At 73.7% G+C, this 22,047-nt stretch carries 17 protein-coding genes and 1 pseudogene; 3 read left to right on the forward strand and 15 right to left on the reverse strand.

Features of this window, described 5'->3' with window-relative positions:
• Positions 1-100: 100 nt before the first annotated feature.
• From AMK24_RS26775 to rimP, 9 genes and pseudogenes are all read right to left on the reverse strand, one after another.
• Positions 101-1,048: pseudogene (locus AMK24_RS26775) on the reverse strand (bifunctional riboflavin kinase/FAD synthetase); the annotation flags it as partial.
• 44 nt (positions 1,049-1,092) lie between these two features.
• A complete protein-coding gene (locus tag AMK24_RS26780; RefSeq protein WP_073771468.1) occupies positions 1,093-4,647 on the reverse strand; it encodes a trypsin-like peptidase domain-containing protein in 3,555 nt (1,184 codons plus the stop codon).
• Between the two features lie 220 nt (positions 4,648-4,867).
• Positions 4,868-5,767, reverse strand: a complete 900-nt coding sequence (gene truB, locus AMK24_RS26785; RefSeq protein WP_073771469.1) for a tRNA pseudouridine(55) synthase TruB — start codon at positions 5,765-5,767, stop codon at positions 4,868-4,870.
• Complete coding sequence (gene rbfA, locus AMK24_RS26790; protein WP_073771470.1) at positions 5,764-6,246, reverse strand: 30S ribosome-binding factor RbfA; 483 nt, start codon at positions 6,244-6,246, stop codon at positions 5,764-5,766. The genes truB and rbfA overlap by 4 nt, the downstream gene beginning before the upstream one ends.
• A gap of 53 nt (positions 6,247-6,299) precedes the next feature.
• Complete coding sequence (locus tag AMK24_RS26795) at positions 6,300-6,593, reverse strand: DUF503 domain-containing protein (RefSeq protein ID WP_073771471.1); 294 nt, start codon at positions 6,591-6,593, stop codon at positions 6,300-6,302.
• A 199-nt stretch (positions 6,594-6,792) separates the two neighbouring features.
• Positions 6,793-9,906: a translation initiation factor IF-2 gene (gene infB, locus AMK24_RS26800; protein WP_073771472.1), complete on the reverse strand. Its 3,114-nt coding sequence runs from the start codon at positions 9,904-9,906 to the stop codon at positions 6,793-6,795.
• A gap of 147 nt (positions 9,907-10,053) precedes the next feature.
• Complete coding sequence (locus AMK24_RS26805) at positions 10,054-10,341, reverse strand: YlxR family protein (protein WP_199876509.1); 288 nt, start codon at positions 10,339-10,341, stop codon at positions 10,054-10,056.
• A 113-nt stretch (positions 10,342-10,454) separates the two neighbouring features.
• Positions 10,455-11,495, reverse strand: coding sequence for a transcription termination factor NusA (gene nusA, locus AMK24_RS26810; RefSeq protein ID WP_073771474.1), 1,041 nt, complete (start codon positions 11,493-11,495; stop codon positions 10,455-10,457).
• A gap of 2 nt (positions 11,496-11,497) precedes the next feature.
• Complete coding sequence (rimP, locus tag AMK24_RS26815; protein ID WP_073771475.1) at positions 11,498-12,001, reverse strand: ribosome maturation factor RimP; 504 nt, start codon at positions 11,999-12,001, stop codon at positions 11,498-11,500.
• A 176-nt stretch (positions 12,002-12,177) separates the two neighbouring features.
• On the opposite strand from rimP, the gene AMK24_RS26820 reads away from it, so the two are divergent.
• From AMK24_RS26820 to AMK24_RS26830, 3 genes are read left to right on the forward strand one after another with little or no spacing between them, the layout of a single operon-like run.
• Positions 12,178-12,732: a hypothetical protein gene (locus AMK24_RS26820; RefSeq protein WP_073771476.1), complete on the forward strand. Its 555-nt coding sequence runs from the start codon at positions 12,178-12,180 to the stop codon at positions 12,730-12,732.
• Positions 12,729-13,247: a ferritin-like domain-containing protein gene (locus AMK24_RS26825; protein WP_073771477.1), complete on the forward strand. Its 519-nt coding sequence runs from the start codon at positions 12,729-12,731 to the stop codon at positions 13,245-13,247. Before AMK24_RS26820 ends, AMK24_RS26825 begins: the two co-directional genes overlap by 4 nt.
• A gap of 31 nt (positions 13,248-13,278) precedes the next feature.
• Positions 13,279-14,262: an aminoglycoside phosphotransferase family protein gene (locus AMK24_RS26830; protein ID WP_073771478.1), complete on the forward strand. Its 984-nt coding sequence runs from the start codon at positions 13,279-13,281 to the stop codon at positions 14,260-14,262.
• Positions 14,263-14,332: 70 nt separating this feature from the next.
• Here the strand turns inward: AMK24_RS26830 and AMK24_RS26835 are convergent, their stop codons facing one another.
• The 6 genes from AMK24_RS26835 to dxr form a co-directional block, all read right to left on the reverse strand.
• Positions 14,333-16,036: a proline--tRNA ligase gene (locus AMK24_RS26835; RefSeq protein ID WP_073771479.1), complete on the reverse strand. Its 1,704-nt coding sequence runs from the start codon at positions 16,034-16,036 to the stop codon at positions 14,333-14,335.
• A 36-nt stretch (positions 16,037-16,072) separates the two neighbouring features.
• On the reverse strand, positions 16,073-16,672 hold the full coding sequence (locus tag AMK24_RS26840) for a GNAT family N-acetyltransferase (protein WP_073771480.1): 600 nt from the start codon (positions 16,670-16,672) through the stop codon (positions 16,073-16,075).
• 139 nt (positions 16,673-16,811) lie between these two features.
• Positions 16,812-17,657: a GNAT family N-acetyltransferase gene (locus tag AMK24_RS26845; RefSeq protein WP_073771481.1), complete on the reverse strand. Its 846-nt coding sequence runs from the start codon at positions 17,655-17,657 to the stop codon at positions 16,812-16,814.
• Positions 17,658-17,862: 205 nt separating this feature from the next.
• Positions 17,863-19,017, reverse strand: coding sequence for a flavodoxin-dependent (E)-4-hydroxy-3-methylbut-2-enyl-diphosphate synthase (gene ispG / locus AMK24_RS26850; protein WP_073771482.1), 1,155 nt, complete (start codon positions 19,015-19,017; stop codon positions 17,863-17,865).
• A gap of 182 nt (positions 19,018-19,199) precedes the next feature.
• Positions 19,200-20,510, reverse strand: coding sequence for a M50 family metallopeptidase (locus AMK24_RS26855; protein ID WP_073771483.1), 1,311 nt, complete (start codon positions 20,508-20,510; stop codon positions 19,200-19,202).
• Positions 20,507-21,760 (reverse strand): 1-deoxy-D-xylulose-5-phosphate reductoisomerase, encoded by a 1,254-nt coding sequence (gene dxr / locus AMK24_RS26860; protein ID WP_073771484.1) that lies wholly within the window; start codon positions 21,758-21,760, stop codon positions 20,507-20,509. Before dxr ends, AMK24_RS26855 begins: the two co-directional genes overlap by 4 nt.
• Between the last annotated feature and the right edge of the window lie 287 nt (positions 21,761-22,047).

Raw genomic sequence — 22,047 nt, forward strand, 5'->3', positions numbered from 1 at the left:
TGACCTCCGGGGAGTTCCGCGACCAGGTGCTGGCCCTGGCCCGGGGCCTGATCGCCCACGGTGTGCGGTTCGGCGACCGGGTCGCGCTGATGTCCCGCATCCGGTCGTAGGCGGCGGTCAGCTCGCCGCAGCGCTTCACGTCGGCCGCCATCGCGACGAGGAGATCGTCGATCGAGTCGAACTTCAGCATGCCGCGTACGTACGCGAGGAAGTCGATGGCCACGTGCAGCCCGTACAGGTCCAGGTCGACCCGGTCGATGGCGTACGCCTCGACGGTCCGTTCGGTGCCGTCGAACTGCGGGTTCGTGCCGACCGAGATCGCGGCGGGCATCGACTCGCCGTCCACCTCCAGCCAGCCGGCGTAGACGCCGTCGGCGGGGATCGCGGTGTGCGGCAGGGTCTCGACGTTGGCCGTGGGGAAGCCGAGCTCGCGACCGCGCTGGGCCCCTCGCACCACGATGCCCTCCACCCGGTGCGGGCGGCCCAGGATCTCGGCGGCCCCGGTGACGTCGCCCTCCGCGATCAATCGGCGGGTCAGCGTGGAGGAGAACGGCAGTCCGCCACCCGCCTCTCCGGTGACGTACAGGTCGATGACCTCGACGGTGTAGTCGTAGGTGGCGCCCAGCTCGGTCAGCAGCCCGACGTCGCCGGCGGCCTTGTGGCCGAAGCGGAAGTTGGGGCCCTCGATGACGGCCTTCGCGTGGAGCCGGTCGACGAGGACCTTCGCGATGAAGTCGGCGGGCGCCAGCTTGGAGAACTCGGCGGTGAACGGCAGGATCAGCACCGCGTCCACGCCCAGCTCCGCCATCAGCTCGGCGCGCCGGTGGTGCGGGGCGAGCAGCGGGGGGTGGCTGCCGGGGCGGACGACCTCGCTGGGGTGCGGGTCGAAGGTGACGACGACGGACGGGATGCCCAGCTCACGGGCGCGCTCGACGGCCCGTCCGATGATCAGCTGGTGTCCGCGGTGCACACCGTCGTAGGAGCCGATGGTGACGACGCTGCGTCCCCAGTCCTGGGGGATGTCCTCCAAGCCACGCCAGCGCTGCACTGTGACCGCTCCTCGCCCGAACCCGTGTACGTGTCGTTAGTCGATTACGCAGGTCTAAGACTGCCATGCTCACGTCCCGCCGCCTGCATCGGCATCGGGATCGGCGGACGTGACGTCTGCGACGAGGCGAGCGCCCGGCGGGCGCCCGGGCCGACCACCGCCGCCCACTCCTCGGGGGCGTCGGCCAGCCAGCGGCTGATGAGGGCGGCGAAACCGGGCACGTCACGGGCGCTGTCGACCAGCCCCCGGTCGAAGCGGGCGGCGCCCTCGGGGGTGCGGACCAGCAGCATCCCGGTGCGGTGGACGAGGGCGCGCGTACGGGCCTCCGGGCGGCGCGGCGAACCGGCGGCGGCGGCCCGGAGCAGGGCCTCCAGCACGTCCGGATCCCGGCCGGTGGTCTGCTCGAACTCCAGCAGGACCTCCAGCAGTTCGGCCCGCAGCGGCCGGGAGTCCGGGCTTCCGGGCCCGGCGAGCACCCGGGCCAGCTCGGCGCGGACCGGAGGCGGCGCGGGGCGGTCGCGCAGCAGGCCGGTCACCAGCGGCAGCAGCAGGGCGCGGGCCGCCGGGCCATGCTCCAGCCGGAGGTCGACGTACTCGGCGACGTGCACGCCGTCGTCGGGGTGGGCGTCGATGTACTCCCGTACCAGTCCGGCGACGTGCAGCGCGAGCGCGGGCGTGTCGAGCCCGGCGAGGGCCCGCAGCACCGCCGCCCCGCCCTCGCCGGGGTGGGCGAGGCGGGCGCGGAGGGCGGCGAGGACGGGCTCCGGGTGGGCCGGGAACACCTCGGCGAGGAGTTCGACGGGGAGGCGGGGGTCTCCGGTGGCGAACGCGCGCAGGGTGTCGGGGAGGTGGCGGCCCCGGGACTTCGGGTCGCGGACGAGCAGGGCGCGGGCGGCGGCGTGGAGCTCGGCGTCCTCCGCACGCCCCAGCAGGATCTCGGCGGCGCCGCGCAGCAGGGCCCGGTCGTCCTCGGCGGTGACGTGCCGGTGGAGGAGCCCGGCGTAGCGGGCGGCGGCGGATCGGCGGGCCGGGCGGTCCTCGTCGCGGGCCCAGCGCTCGACGGCCCGGCAGAGTGCGGTGGGTTCACCGTCCGCGAGCGCGGCGAGCAGCTCCCCGGCCCGCTGGTGCGGGGTGGCGATCAGTGCGTCGGCCAGCTCGTCGAGGGCGAGGCCGCGGCGGGCGTACAGGAGGGTCTGGGCCGCGGCGGCGACCGTGGGGGGCTGCGGTACGTCCGGTGCGTCGGGGCCCGCGAGCAGCGGGCGTTCGTCGGTGAACCAGCGGCACAGCAGCGGCTGCACGGCGGGGGCGTCGAGGGCGAGCCGGTGGGCGACGGCGTCCAGATAGCGTTCGTCGCCGTCGGTGCGGGGCAGTCCGTCGACGGGCACGAGGCGGCGGAGCAGGTCGATCCGGTCCTCCTCGGGCAGCCGCAGCCGCCGCCAGAACCAGGGGCCGAACTCTCCGTACGCCCCGAGGCCTCCCGGTCCGCCGCGGGCGGCGGAGCAGCGCGTGATGCGTCCGGCGAGGACCCGCAGGACGCCCAGGTACGGGCGGGCGTCGGCGACCCGGAGCAGGCTGCCGCCCAGGAGATGGGCCGCCCACCAGGCGGCGTCCTCGTCCTGCGGGCCCCCCTCGCTCCTCAGCCGGTCCAGGGCCTCGATGAGGTCGGCCATCCGGTGCGCGAGGGCTGCGGCCCCCTGGCGGCGGCCGAGGAGCACCATCGCCTGGATCACCGGTCCGATGCGGTGCCGGGGCACGGGCAGGCTGCGGGGGTCGCCCGCGTCGTGGGGACGGGGGGTCGCCCGGTCCCGCTCGGCGCTCCCCCGGTGCCAGCGGTGCACCAGGGAGCGCAGGGCCGCGTCCAGGTCGAGATGGGCGCCTTGCACCCAGTCGCCCAGTTCCTCGTGGGCGAAGCGGTAGCCGGTCCCGGCGGGGACGAGCAGGCCCTCGGTCAGCACGGCGGAGGCCCACCCGGTACGCCAGGGGAAGACCTCCTCGAACGCCGCCCGGTCCAGCTCGCCCTGGCCGGGGCCCAGGCAGCGGCGGGCCGCCTCGTGGACCTGGCCCGCCACCCGGGCGGCCAGCCGGCGCACGTCCGCGCCCCGCGGCTGTTCGTCGGCGGCGGCCGCGATGCGGACCGCGGCGCGCACGCACAGCAGGTCCAGGTGGGCGCCGAAGACGTCCTCGGTGTCCGGGCGGCCCGGCACCCCGGGCGGCAGGGCGGCGCGGACCTCGGCGAGGAGGCGCAGGGTGAGCGGGTGGCGGTCGTGGCCGGGGGCCAGGGCGGTGGGCGGGATGCCGTACGCCTCCTTGGCGCGCTCCGCCTGCTCGGGGGTGAGGTCGCCCAGGCGCAGGGCGGGCGGCAGCCGGCGGGCGGGACGGCGCGGGCGGTGCAGGGCTCCCGGCGGGTAGAGGCCGCCCGCGGTCTCCCAGTGCTCGGGGCGGCAGGCGACGACGAGCCGGACGCCCCGCTCGCGCAGCCAGGCGGCGGTGGCGGCCGTCCACTCGGGGAGCCGGTGGGCCAGCAGCGGCGGCATCTCCTCGGGGCCGTCCAGGACCACCAGGAGCGGGTGCCCGGCCTCGGCGGCGAGCCGGGCGACGCGCTCGGGGGTGGCCGTGCCCATGTCGCCGCGGGCGCCCCCGGCGGTGACGATCCGGCCGGAGCGGACGAGCGCCCGCTGTGCCGCGTCCGCGATCGAGACGTCGTCGGCCAGCAGGTCCGCCCCGCGCAGCCAGAGCGTGGGGGCGGGCGCGCCGCCGTCCGCGCGGCGGGCGGCGAGGGCGGCCAGTTCGGTGGTGCGGCCCGTGCCGGGAGCGCCGACGAGGCCGAGGACCGGGGCCGTACCGGAGGCGAACGCGGCCAGCTCGGCGTGGACCTCCTCCCGCTCGACCGGCGCGATACGGGGCTTGGGGCCGTCCGCCGAGCCGACCGATGTGGCGGTGAGCTGGAGGGCTCCGGCGAGGTTGAGGTGGGGGCCGTAGCAGGGGGCGACGGCGGCGTTGCGCCGCAGCAGGGCGTCGAGCGCGTCGTCCGCGCCCCGGGCGATCGGCAGGGCGAGTCCGGCCGCCTGGTGCCCGGCGGTGAGGGCGGTGCACAGGACGCCGAGGACCGCGCCGGTGGCCGGGTCGGTGACGGGGCCGCCGATGGCCGCGCCTCCCGAGCGCAGGGCGTCGCGGCCGTCGGTGCCGAGGGCCAGCTCCAGGGCGGCGGGGACCGGGTGGCCGGCGCCGTCCGGGGCGGTGTAGGTGGCCGGGGTGGTGCCGAGGACCCGGGCCTCACGCCGTCCGTGGGCGGCGATGTCCACGTAGCCGCCGGGTTCGGGGCGGTCCCGCCCGGCGATGGGCAGGGGCTCCGCGCCCAGGGCGTCGGGGCCGCCGGTGCGCAGCAGGGCGAGGCCGAGGGCGGGCAGCGCGGTGATGTCCTCGGGGGCGATGGAACAGGTGCGGTCGTCGGTTCCGCGGAGGAGGAGGGGGCCCGGGGAGGTGACGGCCTGGTGGGCGGTGACGACGGTGCCGCGGTCGTCCGCGACGAACCCCGTCCCGCGCGGCCGGCCGGCCTGATCACAGATGCTCACCAGTTTCGACCGGTCCCCACTGCCCATGGGTCGACGGTAGGCCGCCGGTGGTCCCACGGAGCGCGCGGACGGGGAAAGCGCCCCCCACGCCCCCGGCGTTCACTCCGAGCGCCCGTCCGTTGGGGTGAATAAGCGTGTCCCCCGGGGAGCAGGAATGGTGCCGGGGAGGGGAACGTGGAGCGGGCACCGGGTGGGGGCAGGGGCGCCCGCTCCACGCAGGAGAGGAGGCCGGTCGTGCGACCCCGGCTCAGGCGAAGACGGCGAGGCTCTTGGCCTTGCCCTTCTCCTCCTCGACGAGCACGAGGAACGCGCCGTCCGGCCCGAAGACCGCGACCGGCCCGGGCGGGTGGGCGGGCATGTCCAGCCGTACGCCGTTGAGGAGCAGCTTGGCGCGCCTGTCGTCCACGTCCCAGCGGGGGAAGGCCGCGTCGGCAGCCCGGGCGATCGGCATCACGGCCAGCTCCTCCTGGTGCTGGTCGAGCGTCCGGGCCGCGTCCAGCCCGTACGGGCCGACCCGGGTGCGGCGCAGCGCGGTCAGGTGGCCGCCGACGCCGAGTCCGGCGCCGAGGTCGCGGGCGAGGGCGCGGATGTACGTCCCCGAGGAGCAGACGACGGAGACGACCAGGTCGAGCACGGGGGTTCCGTCCTCGGCGACGGCCTCGCGGACGTCGTAGACGCGGAAGGAGGAGACGGTCACCGGACGGGCCGGGATCTCGAACTCCTCGCCCCCGCGCACCCGCGCGTAGGACCGCTTGCCGTCGATCTTGATGGCGCTGACCTTGGACGGCACCTGCATGATCGCGCCGGTCAGCGCGGCCACCCCGGCATCGATGCCTTCGCGGGTCACACCGGAGGCGTCGGTGGACGAGGTGATCTCGCCCTCGGCGTCGTCGGTGACCGTGTCCTGGCCGAGGCGGATCGTGCCGAGGTACTCCTTCTCGGTCAGGGCGAGGTGGCCCAGCAGTTTGGTGGCGCGCTGGACGCCGAGCACGAGGACGCCGGTCGCCATCGGGTCCAACGTGCCGGCGTGGCCGACGCGTCGCGTGCGGGCGATGCCGCGCATCTTGGCGACGACGTCGTGCGAAGTGAAGCCGGACGGCTTGTCGACGATGACAAGGCCGTCCGGCGTGGTGGTCTGCTCGGTCATGCGGAGGCGGGGCCCTCGTTCTCGTCGGTCGAGCCGGGGGTCTCCGCCTCGTCGTCCTCGTCCTCGGGCTTGCGGTACGGGTCGGCCTCGCCGGCGTACGTGGCGCCCGTGGACACCTGGCGCACCTCCGCGTCCTTGGCCCGCGCCTTGTCGAGGAGGTCCTCGATGGTGCGGGCGTTGTCCGGGAGGGCGTCCGGCACGAAGGCCAGGGTCGGTGTGAACCGGACCCCGGTCTGCCGCCCGACCTCGGAGCGGAGGACGCCCTTGGCGCTCTCCAGCGCCGCGGCGGAGGCCGCGCGCTCCTCGTCGTCGCCGTAGACCGTGTAGAAGACCGTGGCCTCCCGCAGGTCCCCGGTGACCCGGGCGTCCGTGATCGTCACGAATCCCAGCCGCGGATCCTTGATTCGCCGGTCCAGGGTCTCCGCGACCACGACCTGGATGCGATCGGCCAGCTTGCGGGCCCGCGCGTTGTCGGTCACCGGTCCGTCACTCTTCCTTCTGGTTTCGCTCGACTGTCAGTCTTCGTCACGTGTCAGTCTTCGTCACTGTGCAGCCGCCGTCTCACCGACAGCAGCTCCACCTCGGGGCGCGCCGCGACCAGCCGCTCGCAGCGGTCCAGCACGTCCGTGAGGTGTCCGGTGTCACCGGAGACCACGGCAAGGCCGATCTCGGCCCTGCGGTGGAGATTCTGCCCGCCGGTCTCGGCCGCGCTCACCGCGTACTTGCGCTGGAGCTCGGCGACGATCGGGCGGACGACGGAACGCTTCTCCTTCAACGACCGTACGTCGCCGAGGAGCAGATCGAAGGACAAGGTCCCCACATACATGTGTGTCCGGATGTCCCGCCGGTTCGGGTTCGTGCCCCGCCAGAGCTTGCCGGGGACATCAGAACCGTACCGGAACGGCCGGAGCCGATCGACGGAAATACGACCCGTCGACCGGCCCCGACCGTGGTGGAGGGGGGCCGGGAGCGGACTCCCGGCACCCTTCCGACTTCCCTGCGGATCCTCGCGGACCCGAGGTGGATCAGCCTCGCGGCTTCTCGCGCATCTCGTACGTCGCGATGACGTCGTCGATCTTGATGTCGTTGAAGTTTCCGAGGTTGATACCGCCCTCGAAGCCTTCGCGGATCTCGGTGACGTCGTCCTTGAAGCGGCGCAGACCGGAGATGTTGAGGTTCTCCGCGATGACCTTGCCATCGCGCAGCAGGCGCGCCTTGGTGTTGCGCTTGACCTCGCCGGAGCGGACCAGCACACCGGCGATGTTGCCCAGCTTGGACGAGCGGAAGATCTCGCGGATCTCCGCCGTGCCGAGCTCGACCTCTTCGTACTCCGGCTTGAGCATGCCCTTGAGGGCCGCTTCGATCTCCTCGATCGCCTGGTAGATGACCGAGTAGTACCGGACGTCCACGCCCTCGCGCTCGGCCATCTGCTCGGCACGCCCCGCGGCGCGCACGTTGAAGCCGATCACGATGGCGTCGGAACCCGTCGCCAGGTTGATGTCCGACTCGGTGACCGCACCCACACCGCGGTGCAGGACCCGGATGTCGACCTCTTCGCCGACGTCGAGCTGGAGCAGCGAGGACTCGAGAGCCTCGACCGAACCGGACGCGTCGCCCTTGATGATGAGGTTGAGTTCCTGGACCAGTCCGGCCTTGAGCGCCTCGTCCAGGTTCTCCAGGGAGAACCGGACGCCCTTGCGGGCGAAGTTGGCGTTGCGCTCACGGGCGGCGCGCTTCTCGGCGATCTGACGGGCCGTGCGGTCCTCGTCGACGACCAGGAAGTTGTCGCCGGCGCCCGGGACGTTGGTGAGACCGAGCACCAGGACGGGGGTCGAGGGACCCGCTTCCTGGACGTTCTGACCGGTGTCGTCGAGCATGGCGCGGACCCGGCCGTAGGCGTCGCCCACGACCATCGTGTCGCCGATGCGCAGCGTTCCGCGCTGGACCAGGACCGTCGAGACGGCACCGCGACCACGGTCGAGGTGGGACTCGATGGCGATGCCCTGCGCGTCCTGGTCGGGGTTGGCCCGCAGGTCGAGCGAGGCGTCGGCGGTGAGGACGACGGCCTCCAGAAGCGCCTCGATGTTGAGGCCCTGCTTGGCGGAGATGTCGACGAACATGGTGTCGCCGCCGTACTCCTCGGCCACCAGACCGAACTCGGTGAGCTGACCGCGCACCTTGGTCGGGTCGGCGCCCTCGACGTCGATCTTGTTGACCGCGACCACGATCGGCACCTCGGCCGCCTTGGCGTGGTTCAGCGCCTCGATCGTCTGGGGCATCACACCGTCGTTGGCCGCCACCACGAGGATCGCGATGTCGGTCGACTTCGCACCACGGGCACGCATGGCGGTGAACGCCTCGTGGCCCGGGGTGTCGATGAAGGTGATCCTGCGCTCTTCGTCGTTGACGTCCGTCGTGACCTGGTAGGCGCCGATGTGCTGGGTGATGCCGCCGGCCTCGCCCGCGACCACGTTGGTCTTGCGGATCGCGTCCAGGAGTCGGGTCTTACCGTGGTCGACGTGACCCATGACGGTCACGACCGGCGGACGGGAGACCAGGGCCTCTTCGCCGCCCTCGTCCTCGCCGAACTCGATGTCGAAGGACTCGAGCAGCTCGCGGTCCTCCTCCTCCGGGCTGACGATCTCCAGGACGTAGTTCATCTCCTCGGCCAGGAGGCGCAGCGTGTCGTCGGAGACGGACTGCGTGGCCGTGACCATCTCGCCGAGGTTCATCATCACGGCGACGAGCGACGCCGGGTTGGCGTTGATCTTCTCCGCGAAGTCGGTGAGTGAGGCGCCGCGCGACAGCCGGACGGCCTGTCCGTTGCCGCGGGGCAGCATGACGCCGCCGACCGACGGGGCCTGCATGGCCTCGTACTCCTGGCGCCTCTGCCGCTTCGACTTGCGGCCGCGACGCGCGGGACCGCCGGGGCGGCCGAAGGCGCCCTGCGTGCCACCGCGGCCACCGGGACCACCCGGACGGCCACCGAAGCCGGGACGACCGCCGAAGCCGCCGCCGCCACCGGGACGACCGGCACCGCCGCCGCCACCGCCGGGACCGGCCGGACGGCCGGCGAACCCGCCGCCGCCGCCACCGGGACGACCCGCGAAGCCGCCACCGCCGGGACGACCGCCACCGGCGCCGCCGGGACGGCCGGCGCCGCCGGGACCGCGGCCACCGCCGCCGGGACCGGGACGCGGGCCGGCAGCGGGACGCTGCGGCATCATGCCCGGGTTCGGACGGTTACCGGCGGGACCGCCGCCGGGACGCGGAGCCTGCGGGCGGGGCATGCCGCCCGGGGTGGGGCGGGCGCCGCCCTGACCCTGGGCGCCCTGGGGGCGCGGGGCGCCGCCGGGGCCACTGCCCTGCGGGCGCGGGGCGCCGGGGCGCTCCGAGCCGCCACCGGGGCGCGGGGCGCCGCCGGGACGGGGCGCCGAGGGGCGCGCCATGCCGGTGGAACCGCCGGAGGTGAAGGGGTTGTTGCCCGGACGGGGACCGGCCGGACGGGCGCCGCCGGGGCGCGGTGCGCCCTGGCCGGCGGGACGCGCGGGGCGGTCGCCGCCGCGCTGGCCGCCGTCACGCTGACCGGCGTCGCGCTGACCGCCGTCACGCTGGCCGCCGCCCTGGGCCGGACGGGCCGGGGCGGGGCGGGGGCCGGGGGTGGCGCCCGCGGGACGCGGGGCCTGGGGCTGCTGCGGGGCTGCCGGGCGCTCCGGTGCCGGGGCCGAGAACTCGGCGGCCGGGACCGGGGTGACCGGGGCCTTCGGGGCAGGCTTCGGGCCCGGACGGGGGCCCGCCGAGGGCGAGGGCGCCGCCGGGGTGCTGCTCGGGGCCTCGGCGGCGGCCGGCTTGGGGGCCGGTGCGCCGGGCTTGGGGGCAGCGGGACGTGCCGCGGCGGCCGGGGAGGGCGCCGCGGGCTTGGCGGGCGTCGCCTTGCGGGGCGCGCCCGGCTTCGCAGCGGACTTGCCGGCGTTGCCGCCGGGCCCCTGCAGTGCGTCGGTCAACTTGCGTACAACCGGCGCCTCGATCGTCGAGGACGCCGAACGGACGAACTCACCGAGTTCTTGGAGCTTGGCCATGACGACCTTGCTCTCCACTCCGAACTCCTTGGCGAGTTCGTATACCCGGACCTTAGCCACTTCGCTCCTTTTAGGTCCGGGTTACCGCCGGACCGTCGCTACTTCATGGGCGTACTCATCGCGTACTCATCGAGTGCTCATCGCAATCTCGACCTACTTCCAACTCGCGAGGTACCTGACCGCACGGGGCCCCGTGCCGTTCATTTCTTACGTTTCTTCCGGTGTCGCCCGCTCAACGAACCGCGTCAGAGCCGCGGTGTCGAACGGCCCCTTGGCCTTGAAGGCCCGGGGGAACGCCCGGCGGCGAACCGCCAGGTCGAGACAGACAGAGACGGGGTGCACGTAAGCACCCCGGCCGGGCAGCGTACCGCGTGGATCAGGGGCGCAGGCGCCCTCGTCCACCACGATGCGCAGCAGCTCGCTCTTGGCCGCTCGCTCCCGGCACCCCACACAGGTGCGCTCGGGGCAAGCGCGTGCTTGCGTCCGGCCAGACACGGTTAAGTCTACCTCCCCGTACCGACCTCGCCGCTTTGGGGCAAAAATCGAACGGATGTTGTCGTGATCTCAGCGGCGTGCACTCCAGATCTATTCCCTGGAGCCGCTCCGGGTCAACGCCTTTCCGAGCGCTCCCGGGCGCGCTCGGCCCGCTCGCGGTCGGTGTTCTCCCGCTGCTCGTCCGTCTCGGTGTCCGGCCGGATGTCGATCCGCCAGCCGGTGAGGCGGGCGGCGAGGCGGGCGTTCTGCCCCTCCTTGCCGATCGCCAGCGACAGCTGGTAGTCCGGCACGGTGACCCGGGCGGAACGGGCTCCGAGGTCGACGACCTCCACCTTGCTCACCCGGGCGGGCGAGAGGGCGTTGGCGACCATCTCGGCCGGGTCGTCGGACCAGTCCACGATGTCGATCTTCTCACCGTGCAGCTCGGCCATCACGTTGCGCACCCGGCTGCCCATCGGGCCGATGCAGGCGCCCTTGGGGTTCAGGCCGGAGCGGGTGGAGCGCACGGCGATCTTGGTGCGGTGGCCGGCCTCGCGGGCGATGGCCTCGATGACCACCGAACCGTCCGCGATCTCCGGGACCTCCAGCGCGAAGAGCTTCTTCACCAGGCTCGGGTGGGTGCGCGAGAGGGTGACCGAGGGGCCTCGGACGCCCTTGGCGACCCGGACGACGTAGGTGCGCAGGCGCAGGCCGTGGGTGTACTGCTCGCCCGGGACCTGCTCCTGGACCGGGAGGATGGCCTCCAGCTTGCCGATGTCGACCAGGACGTTCTTGGGGTCCTTGCCCTGCTGGACGACGCCCGTGACGACGTCGCCCTCGTGGCCCGCGTACTCCCCGAAGGTCTTGTCGTCCTCGGCGTCGCGCAGCCGCTGCAGGATGACCTGCTTGGCGGTGGTCGCGGCGATCCGGCCGAAGCCGGAGGGGGTGTCGTCGAACTCCTCGGGCTCCTGGCCCTCCTCGAGGTCGGCCGGGTCCTCCTTGGCCCACACCGTGACGTGGCCGTTCGCGTCGAGCTCCACGCGCGCCCGGCGGTGGCTGCCGTCGGTGCGGTGGTACGCGATGAGGAGGGCCGATTCGATCGCCCCGACGAGCACCTCGAAGGGGATCTCCTTGTCCTGCGCCAAGCCCTTCAGAAGCTTCACATCGATGTCCACGGCTACGCCTCCTCTTCCTTCTTGTCCTTGCGGTTGAATTCGATCTCCACGCGCGCCTTGGCGATCTCGTCGAAGGCGAGGCGGCGGGCGGTGGGCTTGCGGCCCTTGACGCCGGGAACCTCCAGGTCGAGCCCGTCCTCGTCCACGGCGAGGATGCGGGCGACCAGCTCCCCGGAGCCGTCGCCGGCCAGGTGGAACCTGGCCAGCCGGCCGACGGCGCGTACGTAGTGGCGGTGCTCGGTCAGCGGGCGGTCCGCGCCGGGGGAGCTGACTTCGAGGACGTACTCGCCCTCGCCCATCGCGTCGGTCTCGTCCAGCTTCTGGGAGATCGCGCGGCTCAGCTCCGCGCAGGCGTCCAGCTCCACGCCCTCGTCGGAGTCCACGATGATCCGCAGCACTCCTCGGCGGCCGGCCCGGGACACCTCGATCTCCTCGAGGTCCAGCTGCTGCGCGCTGACGAGCGGTTCCAGCAACCCGCGCAGCCTCTCGCTCTGGGTGGTGCTCATCCGGGTGACTCCTCGGCCGCGTGTGCTGTTGTGGGGATCGTCGTGCGTCAGGTCAAAGGGTATCCGGTCGCCAGGGGTGTTGCCGTCCGCCCACCGGCCGGCCGCGGGTACGCTCACGTGCGGTGATCACATCAGGACAGATCCTGTCAGGACCGGTCCAGGGCCGAAGGAGAAACGTGCGGCGCACGGGGACGACGCGCAGGGGGGCGCTCACCGCGACGGGGGCCCTCGCCCTGGGGGCGGTGCTGACCGGCTGCGGGGGCGACGGCGAGGCGGCCGGGGGCGGGGGGCCCGCGCGCTCCGAAGCGGAGAGGGCCGAGCGGGCGCTGCGGGAGAAGGCGGTGCGCGACGGCGCCCTCCTGCTCGCCCGGTACGACCTGGTGGCCGAGGCGCACCCGGCGACGGCGGCGGGGCTGGCGCCCCTGAGGGCGGCGGTGGCCGAGCACGGGAAGGCGCTGGCGCCGCCCCGCGCGAAGGGCGCACCGCGGCGGGACGGACCGGAGGGCGCGTCCGCGAAGAGCTCCCCGCCCGCGCCGCCGGGCCCGGTGGCGGCCGACCCCGGGGCCGCGGTCAAGGAGTTGGCGACGGCCGAGCGCCGCCGGGCCGACGCGCACGCCGAGGCCCTGCTGAAGGCCGGCCCGGAGCTGGCCCGGCTCCTGGCCTCGGTGGCGGCGGCCGCGGCGGCGCACGCGTATCTGCTGACCGGACTGGCCGAGGAGGCGGCCGCATGAGCGTCCGTTCCGTCCGGCCGTCCGAGGACGACGCCGCTTCCCCCGAACTGACCGCCGTCCAGGCGGCCCTGGCCGCCGAGCACGCCGCGGTGTACGGGTACGGGGTGCTGGGCGGCCGCCTCGACGGGAAGCGGGGCGCCGAGGCCCGCGCGGCGTACGACGGACACCGTTCGCGGCGTGACGCGCTGGCGCGCACCGTCCGCGACCTGGGCGGCCGGCCGGTGGCGGCGGCAGCCGCGTACGCTCTGCCCTTCGCCGTCGCGGACGCCGGGTCGGCCGAACGGCTGGCCGCGGTGCTGGAGGACCGGATCGCGGGGGCGTACGCCGACCTCGTGCGGGCCTGCGAGGGCCCGCGCCGCAAGGAGGCCGCGGGCGCGTTGCGGGAGGCCGCGGTGCGGTCGGCCCGGTGGCGGGGAGGCAACGTAGCCTTTCCGGGGCTCGCCGAGCGGGCCGCGGGCGCGGACCCTGCCGCGACGGCCCCGGTGGAGGCGGCGGGCGCGGACGGGCCGCGCTGATCCGAAGGACCGGAAAGGGAACACACGACGTATGGGCTTCGAACCGCCACCGCGCCTGGAGCGCGCACTCGGTGAGATGTACGGGGACGCCGCGGCGGCCGACTGGCTGGCCGGGCTCCCCGCGTTGACCGAGCGGGCGCTCGCCGCGGGGGACGGCCTCACCGCGGAGCGGGTGGCCGCTCCCGGCGGGCGCAGCTCCCTGGTGGTGCTGGTGCGGCGGGCGGACGGGGCCCCGGCGGCGCTGAAGATCGCTCCGCCGGTCGCCCGGCCCGATCTGGAGCGGGCGGCGCTGGAGCACTGGAACGGCTGGGGAGCGGTGAAGACGCTGGCCGCGCCGGGGCTCGGGGCGTCCGAGGAGCCGGGGCCGGGCACGCCCGGGCCGAAGGGGGCGGAGTCCGGCGCGGCGGAGGCCGGAGCGAGCGGGCCGCTGCTGCTGGAGCGGCTGCACCCGGAGGTGTCGCTGCGTTCGCTGCCCGAGGCGAAGGCCCTGCTGGAGGCGGCGGGAACGGTGCGCCGGCTGTGGGTGGAGCCGCCCGCCGGGCACGGTTTCGAGACGGTGGCCGCGCGGACCGGGCGGCAGAGCGCCGGGATGCGGACGGCGGCCGAGGCCGATCCGGAGCTGGCCCCGCTGGTGGAGGCGGCGTTCGCGGCCCGCGCGGAGCTGGTCGAGGGGCCGCCCGAGCTTCTGCTGCTGCACGGCAACTTCCGGCAGAGCAAGGTGCTGTCCGGGGAGCGGGCGCCGTGGCTGACGGTGGGTCCGGAGCCCTTGGTCGGGGAACGCGCCTACGACCTGGCCCGGCTGGTGCGGGACCGGGTGGAGGACCTGATCGCCTCGCCCGGCGGTCCGGTGACGGCCCGGCGGCGGATCAAGAAGCTGGCGGAGTCGCTGGAGGTGGACCAGGCGCGGCTGCACGGCTGGACGCTGTTCCGGGCGGTCGAGTCGGGCACCCGCGCACTGGCCGAGGGGCGGCGGCAGATGGGCGAGGTCAATCTGGAGTTCGCGGGCTGGCTGTGAGCGCCGACCGCGCCGACGGTACGAGGAGGCCCCCGCGCGACGTGCGCGCGGGGGCCTCCTCAGCGGTCGATCAGGTGAGATCGGCCGTCAGGCGGGCGATCGCCTCGTCCGCCGTCAGCTCCTCGCGCTCGCCGGTGCGGCGGTCCTTCAGCTCCAGGACGCCGTCGCCGGAGCGGCGGCCGGCGACCAGGATCTTGGGCACGCCGATCAGCTCGGAGTCGGTGAACTTCACACCGGGCGAGACGCCGGGGCGGTCGTCGACCAGGACCCGCAGGCCCGCCTCGGCCAGCTTCTCCGAGACCTCCAGGGCCAGCTCGGTCTGGAGGGCCTTGCCCGCGGCGACGACGTGGACGTCGGCCGGGGAGACCTCGCGGGGCCAGCACAGGCCCTTGTCGTCGGCGGTCTGCTCGGCGAGGGCGGCCACCGCGCGGGAGACGCCGATGCCGTACGAGCCCATCGTGACCCGGACGGGCTTGCCCTGCTGGCCGAGGACGTCGAGCTGGAAGGTGTCGGCGTACTTGCGGCCGAGCTGGAAGATGTGGCCGATCTCGATGGCGCGGTCCAGGGTGAGGCCGGCGCCGCACGCGGGGCAGGGGTCGCCCTCCTCGACCACGACGACGTCCACGTACGCGTCGACCTCGAAGTCACGGCCGGCGACGACGTTCTTCGCGTGCTTGCCCTCCTGGTTGGCCCCGGTGATCCAGGAGGTGCCGGGGGCGACGCGGGGGTCGGCGAGGTAGCGGACCTTCTCCAGGCCCTGGGGGCCGACGTACCCGCGTACGAGGTCGTCGCGGCCGACGAAGTCCTCGGCGGTGACCAGCTCGACGACGGCGGGCGCCAGGTGCTCGCCCAGCTTGCCGAGGTCGACCTCGCGGTGGCCGGGGACGCCCACGGCGACGATCTCGCCGTCCACCTTGACCAGCAGGTTCTTCAGGGTGGCGGAGGCGGGGACGCCCAGGTGCGCGGCGAGCGTCTCGATGGTCGGGGTGTCGGGGGTGTCCAGCTCCTCGACGGCGCCGTGCGCCGAGCCGTCGACCGGGGCGAGCGCGAAGGTCACGGCCTCGGTGTTGGCGGCGTAGTCGCAGTTCGGGCAGTCCGCGAAGGTGTCCTCGCCGGCGGCGGCGGGGGCGAGGAACTCCTCGGAGGCGGAGCCGCCCATCGCGCCGGAGACGGCGGAGACGACGCGGTGGTCCAGGCCGAGCCGCTCGAAGATCTTGATGTACGCGGCCCGGTGCAGGGCGTAGGAGTGCGCCAGGCCCTCGTCGGTGGTGTCGAAGCTGTACGAGTCCTTCATCTGGAACTCGCGGCCGCGCAGCACACCGGAGCGGGGGCGGGCCTCGTCGCGGTACTTCGTCTGGATCTGGTAGAGCATCACCGGCAGGTCCTTGTAGGACGTGCACTGGTCCTTGACCGTCTGGGTGAAGATCTCCTCGTGGGTGGGGCCGAGGAGGTAGTCGCCGCCCTTGCGGTCCTTGAGGCGGAAGAGCAGGTCGCCGTACTCCTCCCAGCGGCCGGACGCCTCGTAGGGCTCCTTGGGCAGCAGGGCGGGCAGCAGGACCTCCTGGGCGCCGATGGCGTCCATCTCCTCGCGCACGACGTGGGAGATGTTGTCCAGGACCTTCTTGCCGAGCGGCAGCCAGGACCAGATGCCGGCCGCGTTGCGGCGCACGTACCCGGCGCGGACCAGCAGCTTGTGGCTGAGCGTCTCGGCGTCCGCCGGGTCGTCGCGCAGTGTCTTGACCATCAATCGGGACATGCGCTGGACCTGGGCCATGGTGAACTCCTGCTCGCAAGGGTGGTGAGCCCGAGGTTAACCGGGCGGCGCGGGCGGGCGGAAATCCATTCCCCCCGGGCGCAGCAGCGGGAGGGGCGCGCCCATGACCGCGTACGGCTGCGGGGCGCTCGGGAAGACGACCCGGCCGGCGAGGTCGCGGTAGCCGAGGGAGCGGTACAGGGCGCGGGCCGGGCTGTCCTTGTCGATCGCGGAGAGGATCGAGCGGGGCTGCTCGACGGCGTCGGTGACGGCGGTGATCAGGGAGCGTCCGAGGCCGTGCCGCTGGTGGTCGGGGTGGACGTGGAGTTCGGTGATGACGAAGGAGTCGTCGAGCCAGTCGTCGGTGCCGGTGGCCCGCAGGTAGGGCTCGACGACGGTGGACCACCACTGGGCGCGGTCGTTGGGCAGCCCGTAGACGAACCCGACGAGCCGCCCGTCCGGTGCGAGGGCGCCGAGGGCGCGGGCGCGGGGGTGCTCCAGGTGCCTGAGGACGATGTGGCGGCGCACGTCGATCTCGTCCTGCCTGAGTCCGAAGGCCGCGGCCTGGACGTGCAGGGCTTCGTCGACGCGGGCGGCCAGGTCGACGGGGCCGATCCGGGCGCGGGGGTGTGCGGGGCCTTCTCCGGGGGCTGCCATGCCGGAACCCTACTGGCCGGGGGGACCGGACGGGGCGGCGCGGCGGGGCGGGGCAGGCCCCGGCGCGGGGCGGTCGGCGTCCGACGCGTCCGGAACGGGGCCCGGCGGCTCGCGGGTCGCGGGTCGCGGCGGGACGGCGTCAGAACAGGACGCTCATGAACGCGCCGACCTCGCGGAAGCCGACGCGGTGGTACGCCTTGCGGGCGGGGGTGTTGTAGTCGTTCACGTACAGGCTGACGACGGGGGCGACGTCGGCCAGGGCGTAGCGCAGAACGGCTGCCATGCCGGCCTCCGACAGGCCCCTGCCGCGGTGTTCGGGGGCGACCCAGACGCCCTGGATCTGGCATGCCTGGGGGGTGGCCGCGCCGATCTCCGCCTTGAAGACGACCTTGCCGTCGTCGATGCGGGCGAACGAGCGGCCGGAGCCGATGAGTTCGGCGACGCGGGCCTGGTAGAGGAGTCCGCCGTCGCCGGCGAGCGGGGAGACGCCGACCTCCTCGGTGAACATCGCCACGCAGGCCGGCATCAGGACCTCCATCTCGTCCTTGCGGATGCGGCGGACGAGCGGGTCGGGCGTGATGTCGGCGGAAAGGCTCTCGGTGACCATGAGGGGCTGGTTGGCGCGGACCTCGCGGGCGGGGCCCCAGCTCGGTTCGAGGAGCCGCCACAGCTGGGTGGTGGGCTCGGCGGGGCCGACGATGGAGGAGCAGCGGCGGCCGGCGCGGCGGGCGCGGTCGGCGAAGGCGCGGACGGCTTCGGGACCGGCGCAGATGGGGACGAGGTTGGCGCCGGAGTAGCACAGGGAGCGGAGCATGCCGTCGGCGTACCAGCCCCACATCTCGCCGCCGAGGCGCCAGGGGTCGAGTCCCGCGACCTGCACGCGGGACGTGACGAAGGCGTTGGCCACGGGCTCGCTCTCCAGGATGGCGAGTGCGGCGCCGAGGTCGCTGGGTTCGAGGACCCGGGTGGTGGTCTGCGTCAACACGAGGGGGCCTCACCATACGGTCTGCTGATTTCCGCACTGTAACCGAGAAGGCTCTCGAACGCCGCCCGAGTCCGGGGACCGGCCCGCCGGGAGACCGCCGCCCCGTCGTGCCGTGCGCGGACGCCTCCGTCCGGCCGGGCGGCACGGGTACGCCGCCGCCCCGCCGGGCGCGGGGCCCGGCGGGGCGGCGGGGTGGAGGCGCGGGTCAGCTGATGGAGACCTCGGGCTCGCCGGACGGGATGCCGTCCTTCTCCATCTGCTCGGCGATCTTCATGGCCTCTTCGATGAGGGTCTCGACGATCTTCGACTCGGGGACGGTCTTGATGACCTCGCCCTTCACGAAGATCTGGCCCTTGCCGTTGCCGGAGGCGACGCCGAGGTCGGCCTCGCGGGCCTCGCCGGGGCCGTTGACGACGCAGCCCATGACCGCGACGCGGAGCGGGACCTCCATGCCCTCCAGGCCGGCGCTGACCTGGTCGGCGAGCTTGTAGACGTCGACCTGGGCCCGGCCGCAGGAGGGGCAGGAGACGATCTCCAGGCGGCGCTGCTTGAGGTTCAGCGCCTCCAGGATCTGGAGGCCGACCTTGACCTCCTCGGCGGGCGGGGCCGAGAGGGAGACGCGGATGGTGTCGCCGATGCCCTCGGAGAGCAGCGCGCCGAACGCGACGGCCGACTTGATGGTGCCCTGGAACGCCGGGCCGGCCTCGGTGACGCCGAGGTGCAGCGGGTAGTCGCTCTGGGCGGCGAGCTGGCGGTAGGCGTTGACCATGACGACCGGGTCGTTGTGCTTGACCGAGATCTTGATGTCGCCGAAGCCGTGCTCCTCGAAGAGGGACGCCTCCCACAGGGCGGACTCGACCAGGGCCTCGGGGGTGGCCTTGCCGTACTTCCTGAGGAGCCGCGCGTCCAGGGAGCCGGCGTTGACGCCGATCCGGATCGGGGTGCGGGTCTCGCCGGCCGCCTTCGCGATCTCCTTGACCTTGTCGTCGAACTGCTTGATGTTGCCGGGGTTGACCCGGACGGCAGCGCAGCCCGCGTCGATCGCGGCGAAGACGTACTTCGGCTGGAAGTGGATGTCGGCGATCACCGGGATCTGCGACTTCTTGGCGATGGTGGCCAGCGCGTCGGCGTCGTCCTGCGTCGGGCAGGCGACCCGGACGATCTGGCAGCCGGACGCCGTCAGTTCGGCGATCTGCTGGAGCGTGGCGCCGATGTCCGACGTACGCGTCGTCGTCATCGACTGCACGGACACGGGCGCGTCGCCGCCGACCGCGACCGAGCCGACCTGGATCTGTCGGCTGACCCGTCGGTCGGCGAGCTTGGTCGGAACGGCCGGCATTCCGAGAGAAATCGCAGTCATGCGCTGTGCATCCCCAAGGTGTGGATCGAGGTCCCGAGATCGGCGGGCTCCGGCCTTCGAGGTTACGGCACCGGCGGCGGGACGGACGCACCGTGTCGACATGTCCCCCCCTTGGTGAGCGGCCGGACACGGTAGGTGTGTCCGGCCGTCACCCGTGGGGCGCCCGGGGCGGGGGGGGGTCGTCAGGTGATCTTGACGGGGTTCACGATGTCGGCCACCAGGACCAGCAGCGTGAAGCAGATGAAGAGACCGGCGACCACGTAGGCGACCGGCATCAGCCGGGCCACGTCGAACGGTCCCGGGTCGGGGCGCCGGAAGACCTTGGCCGTGTTGCGCCGCAGCGACTCCCAGAGCGCGCCCGCGATGTGCCCCCCGTCCAGCGGGAGCAGCGGGAGCATGTTGAACAGGAACAGCGAGAGGTTGAAGCCCGCGAGCAGGAACAGCATCATCGCGACCTGGTTCTGCGCGGGGATGTCCAGGTTCATCACCTCGCCGCCGATCCGGGCCGCGCCGACCACGCCGACCGGCGAGTCGTCGGCCCGTTCGCCGTCGCTGAAGGCCGCGTCCCACAGGGCGGGGATCTTGGACGGCAGGGCGATGATCGAGTCGACGCCGTTCTCGATCATGTCGCCCATGCGGACGACGGAGTCGCCGAAGGAGAGCGGCACGATCTCGGTCCGCGCGGCGAAGCCGAGGTAGCCCGCCTTGACGAACTCGTCGGGGACGACCTCGCCCTTGCCGTCCTTCCTGGCGACGGCGTTCTCACGCAGGACCGCGTTGAGCGTGACTTCCTCGCCGTCGCGTTCGACGACGATGGTGGCGGGGCCGATGGTCTCGCGGATGCGGTCGGAGAGCGTCGCCCAGTCGTCGACCTCGGTGCCGTCGAAGGCGACGATCCGGTCGCCCTCCTGGAGCCCGGCGGCCTTGGCGGGCGAGACGGGGTCGCCGCTCCTGCAGGTGTCGCGCTTCTCGCTCTGCGCGATCACGCACTTCTGGACCCCGGCGACCTCGGTGGTCTGGGTCTGGAAGCCGAAGGTCATCGCGACGCCCATGAAGATGGCGACGGCGAGGACCAGGTTCATGAAGGGGCCGGCGAACATCACGATGACGCGCTTCCACGGCTTGCGCGTGTAGAAGAGCCGCTTCTCGTCGCCCGGCTCCAGTTCCTCGTAGGCGGCGGAGCGGGCGTCCTCGATCATGCCGCGCCACGGGGAGGTGGAGCGGGCTTCGAGGCGGCCGTCGGGTCCTGGCGGGAACATCCCGATCATGCGGATGTAGCCGCCTGCCGGGATGGCCTTGATGCCGTACTCGGTGTCGCCCTTCTTCTTCGACCAGAGCGTCGGGCCGAAGCCGACCATGTACTGCGGAACCCGGACGCCGAACATCTTGGCGGTGGAGAGGTGGCCCAGCTCGTGCCAGGCGATGGAGAAGAGCAGGCCCACGACGAAGACGGCGATGCCCAGGACCGTCAGCAGGATCGAGGTCAGACTCATGCGTGCGCCTCCGCTGTCGCTTTCGCCGAGAGTTCCCGGGCCCGTGCGCGGGCCCACGTTTCCGCTTCGAGGACGTCCGCGACGGTGAGCGGGGTTCCCGGGGCGGGAGCGCCGTGTTCGGACACCACGGCGGTGACCGTGTCCATGATGCCGTTGAACGGCAGCCGTCCGGCGAGGAACGCGTCGACGCACTCCTCGTTCGCCGCGTTGAAGACGGCCGGGGCCGTGCCGCCGAGCCCGCCGACGTGCCGGGCGAGCCCGACGGACGGGAAGGCGTCGGTGTCCAGCGGGAAGAACTCCCAGCTGGACGCCTTCGTCCAGTCGAAGGCCGGGGCGGCGTCCGGGACGCGCTCGGGCCAGCCGAGGCCGATGGCGATGGGGCCGCGCATGTCGGGCGGGGTGGCCTGCGCCAGCGTGGAGCCGTCGCTGAACTCCACCATCGAGTGGACGTAGGACTGCGGGTGGACGACGACCTCGATCCGGTCGAACGGGATGTCGTAGAGGAGGTGCGCCTCGATGACCTCCAGTCCCTTGTTGACCAGGGTCGCGGAGTTGATGGTGATGACCGGTCCCATCGCCCAGGTGGGGTGGGCGAGGGCCTGCTCGCGGGTGACGTGGGCCAACTCCTCGCGCGTACGGCCCCGGAAGGGCCCGCCGGAGGCGGTGACGACGAGCTTGCGGACGTCGGCGCGGGAGCCCGCGGCGAGCGCCTGGAAGAGCGCGGCGTGCTCGGAGTCGACCGGGATGATCTGGCCGGGGGCGGCGAGCGCCTTCACCAGCGGCCCGCCGACGATCAGCGACTCCTTGTTGGCGAGGGCGAGCGTGCGGCCCGCCTTCAGCGCGGCGAGGGTCGGGGCGAGCCCGATGGAGCCGGTGATGCCGTTGAGCACGGTGTGGCACTCGCTCGCCGCGACGGCGGTGGCCGCGTCGGGGCCGGCCAGGATCTCGGGGAGCGGCTCCCCGGCCCCGTACCGTTCCCGCAGCGCGGTGCGCAGGGCGGGGACCGCGGCCTCGGCGGCGACGGCCACCGTGTTCACCCGGAGGCGGTGGGCCTGTTCGGCGAGGAGGGCGACCCGGCCGCCGGCGGCCGAGAGCGCCGTGACCCGGAAGCGGTCGGGGTTGCGCAGGACCAGGTCGATGGCCTGGGTGCCGATGGACCCGGTGGAGCCGAGGATCACGAGATCCCGGCGGCCGTCCGCGGCGTCGAAGACGAGATGCGGATCGGCGAGGGGGGCGGGGCTGTCGCTCATGCCCCCATTGTTGCCGCTCCCGCTGTGCGGGAGGACAGCGCGTCCCGGCGGGCCGCGGATCGGCTGCGGGGGCGGACCGGAATCCCCGCCGTCCGGGCCCGGCCCCGGACCCGCGTACTCCCGGGCCGCCACCCCCAGCCGGCGTTGACGACGCTCGTGATCAATACACCTGGGGCATGTTGCGAAAGTAGCGTCGTCCGCCCGGAGGGCGGGTTCGGCGGCGTCCGGTGCGTGCGATCGCAAGGCGGAGGGACGCCCCGATACCGGATGTATCGGGGCGGCCCCGA

The sequence above is a fragment of the Streptomyces sp. CB02366 genome (assembly GCF_001905905.1).
In the GTDB taxonomy this organism is placed as follows: Bacteria; Actinomycetota; Actinomycetes; order Streptomycetales; family Streptomycetaceae; genus Streptomyces.

Bases quoted from the DNA above. Each gene is read 5' to 3' on its own strand.
- AMK24_RS26835 (WP_073771479.1), bottom strand. From the start codon at position 16,036: ATGGCCCAGGTCCAGCGCATGTCCCGATTGATGGTCAAGACACTGCGC.
- AMK24_RS26795 (WP_073771471.1), bottom strand. From the start codon at position 6,593: ATGTATGTGGGGACCTTGTCCTTCGATCTGCTCCTCGGCGACGTACGG.
- AMK24_RS26825 (WP_073771477.1), top strand. From the start codon at position 12,729: ATGAGCGTCCGTTCCGTCCGGCCGTCCGAGGACGACGCCGCTTCCCCC.
- dxr (WP_073771484.1), bottom strand. From the start codon at position 21,760: ATGAGCGACAGCCCCGCCCCCCTCGCCGATCCGCATCTCGTCTTCGAC.
- AMK24_RS26855 (WP_073771483.1), bottom strand. From the start codon at position 20,510: ATGAGTCTGACCTCGATCCTGCTGACGGTCCTGGGCATCGCCGTCTTC.
- AMK24_RS26830 (WP_073771478.1), top strand. From the start codon at position 13,279: ATGGGCTTCGAACCGCCACCGCGCCTGGAGCGCGCACTCGGTGAGATG.
- truB (WP_073771469.1), bottom strand. From the start codon at position 5,767: ATGACCGAGCAGACCACCACGCCGGACGGCCTTGTCATCGTCGACAAG.
- ispG (WP_073771482.1), bottom strand. From the start codon at position 19,017: ATGACTGCGATTTCTCTCGGAATGCCGGCCGTTCCGACCAAGCTCGCC.
- AMK24_RS26840 (WP_073771480.1), bottom strand. From the start codon at position 16,672: ATGGCAGCCCCCGGAGAAGGCCCCGCACACCCCCGCGCCCGGATCGGC.
- rimP (WP_073771475.1), bottom strand. From the start codon at position 12,001: ATGAGCACCACCCAGAGCGAGAGGCTGCGCGGGTTGCTGGAACCGCTC.
- AMK24_RS26780 (WP_073771468.1), bottom strand. From the start codon at position 4,647: ATGGGCAGTGGGGACCGGTCGAAACTGGTGAGCATCTGTGATCAGGCC.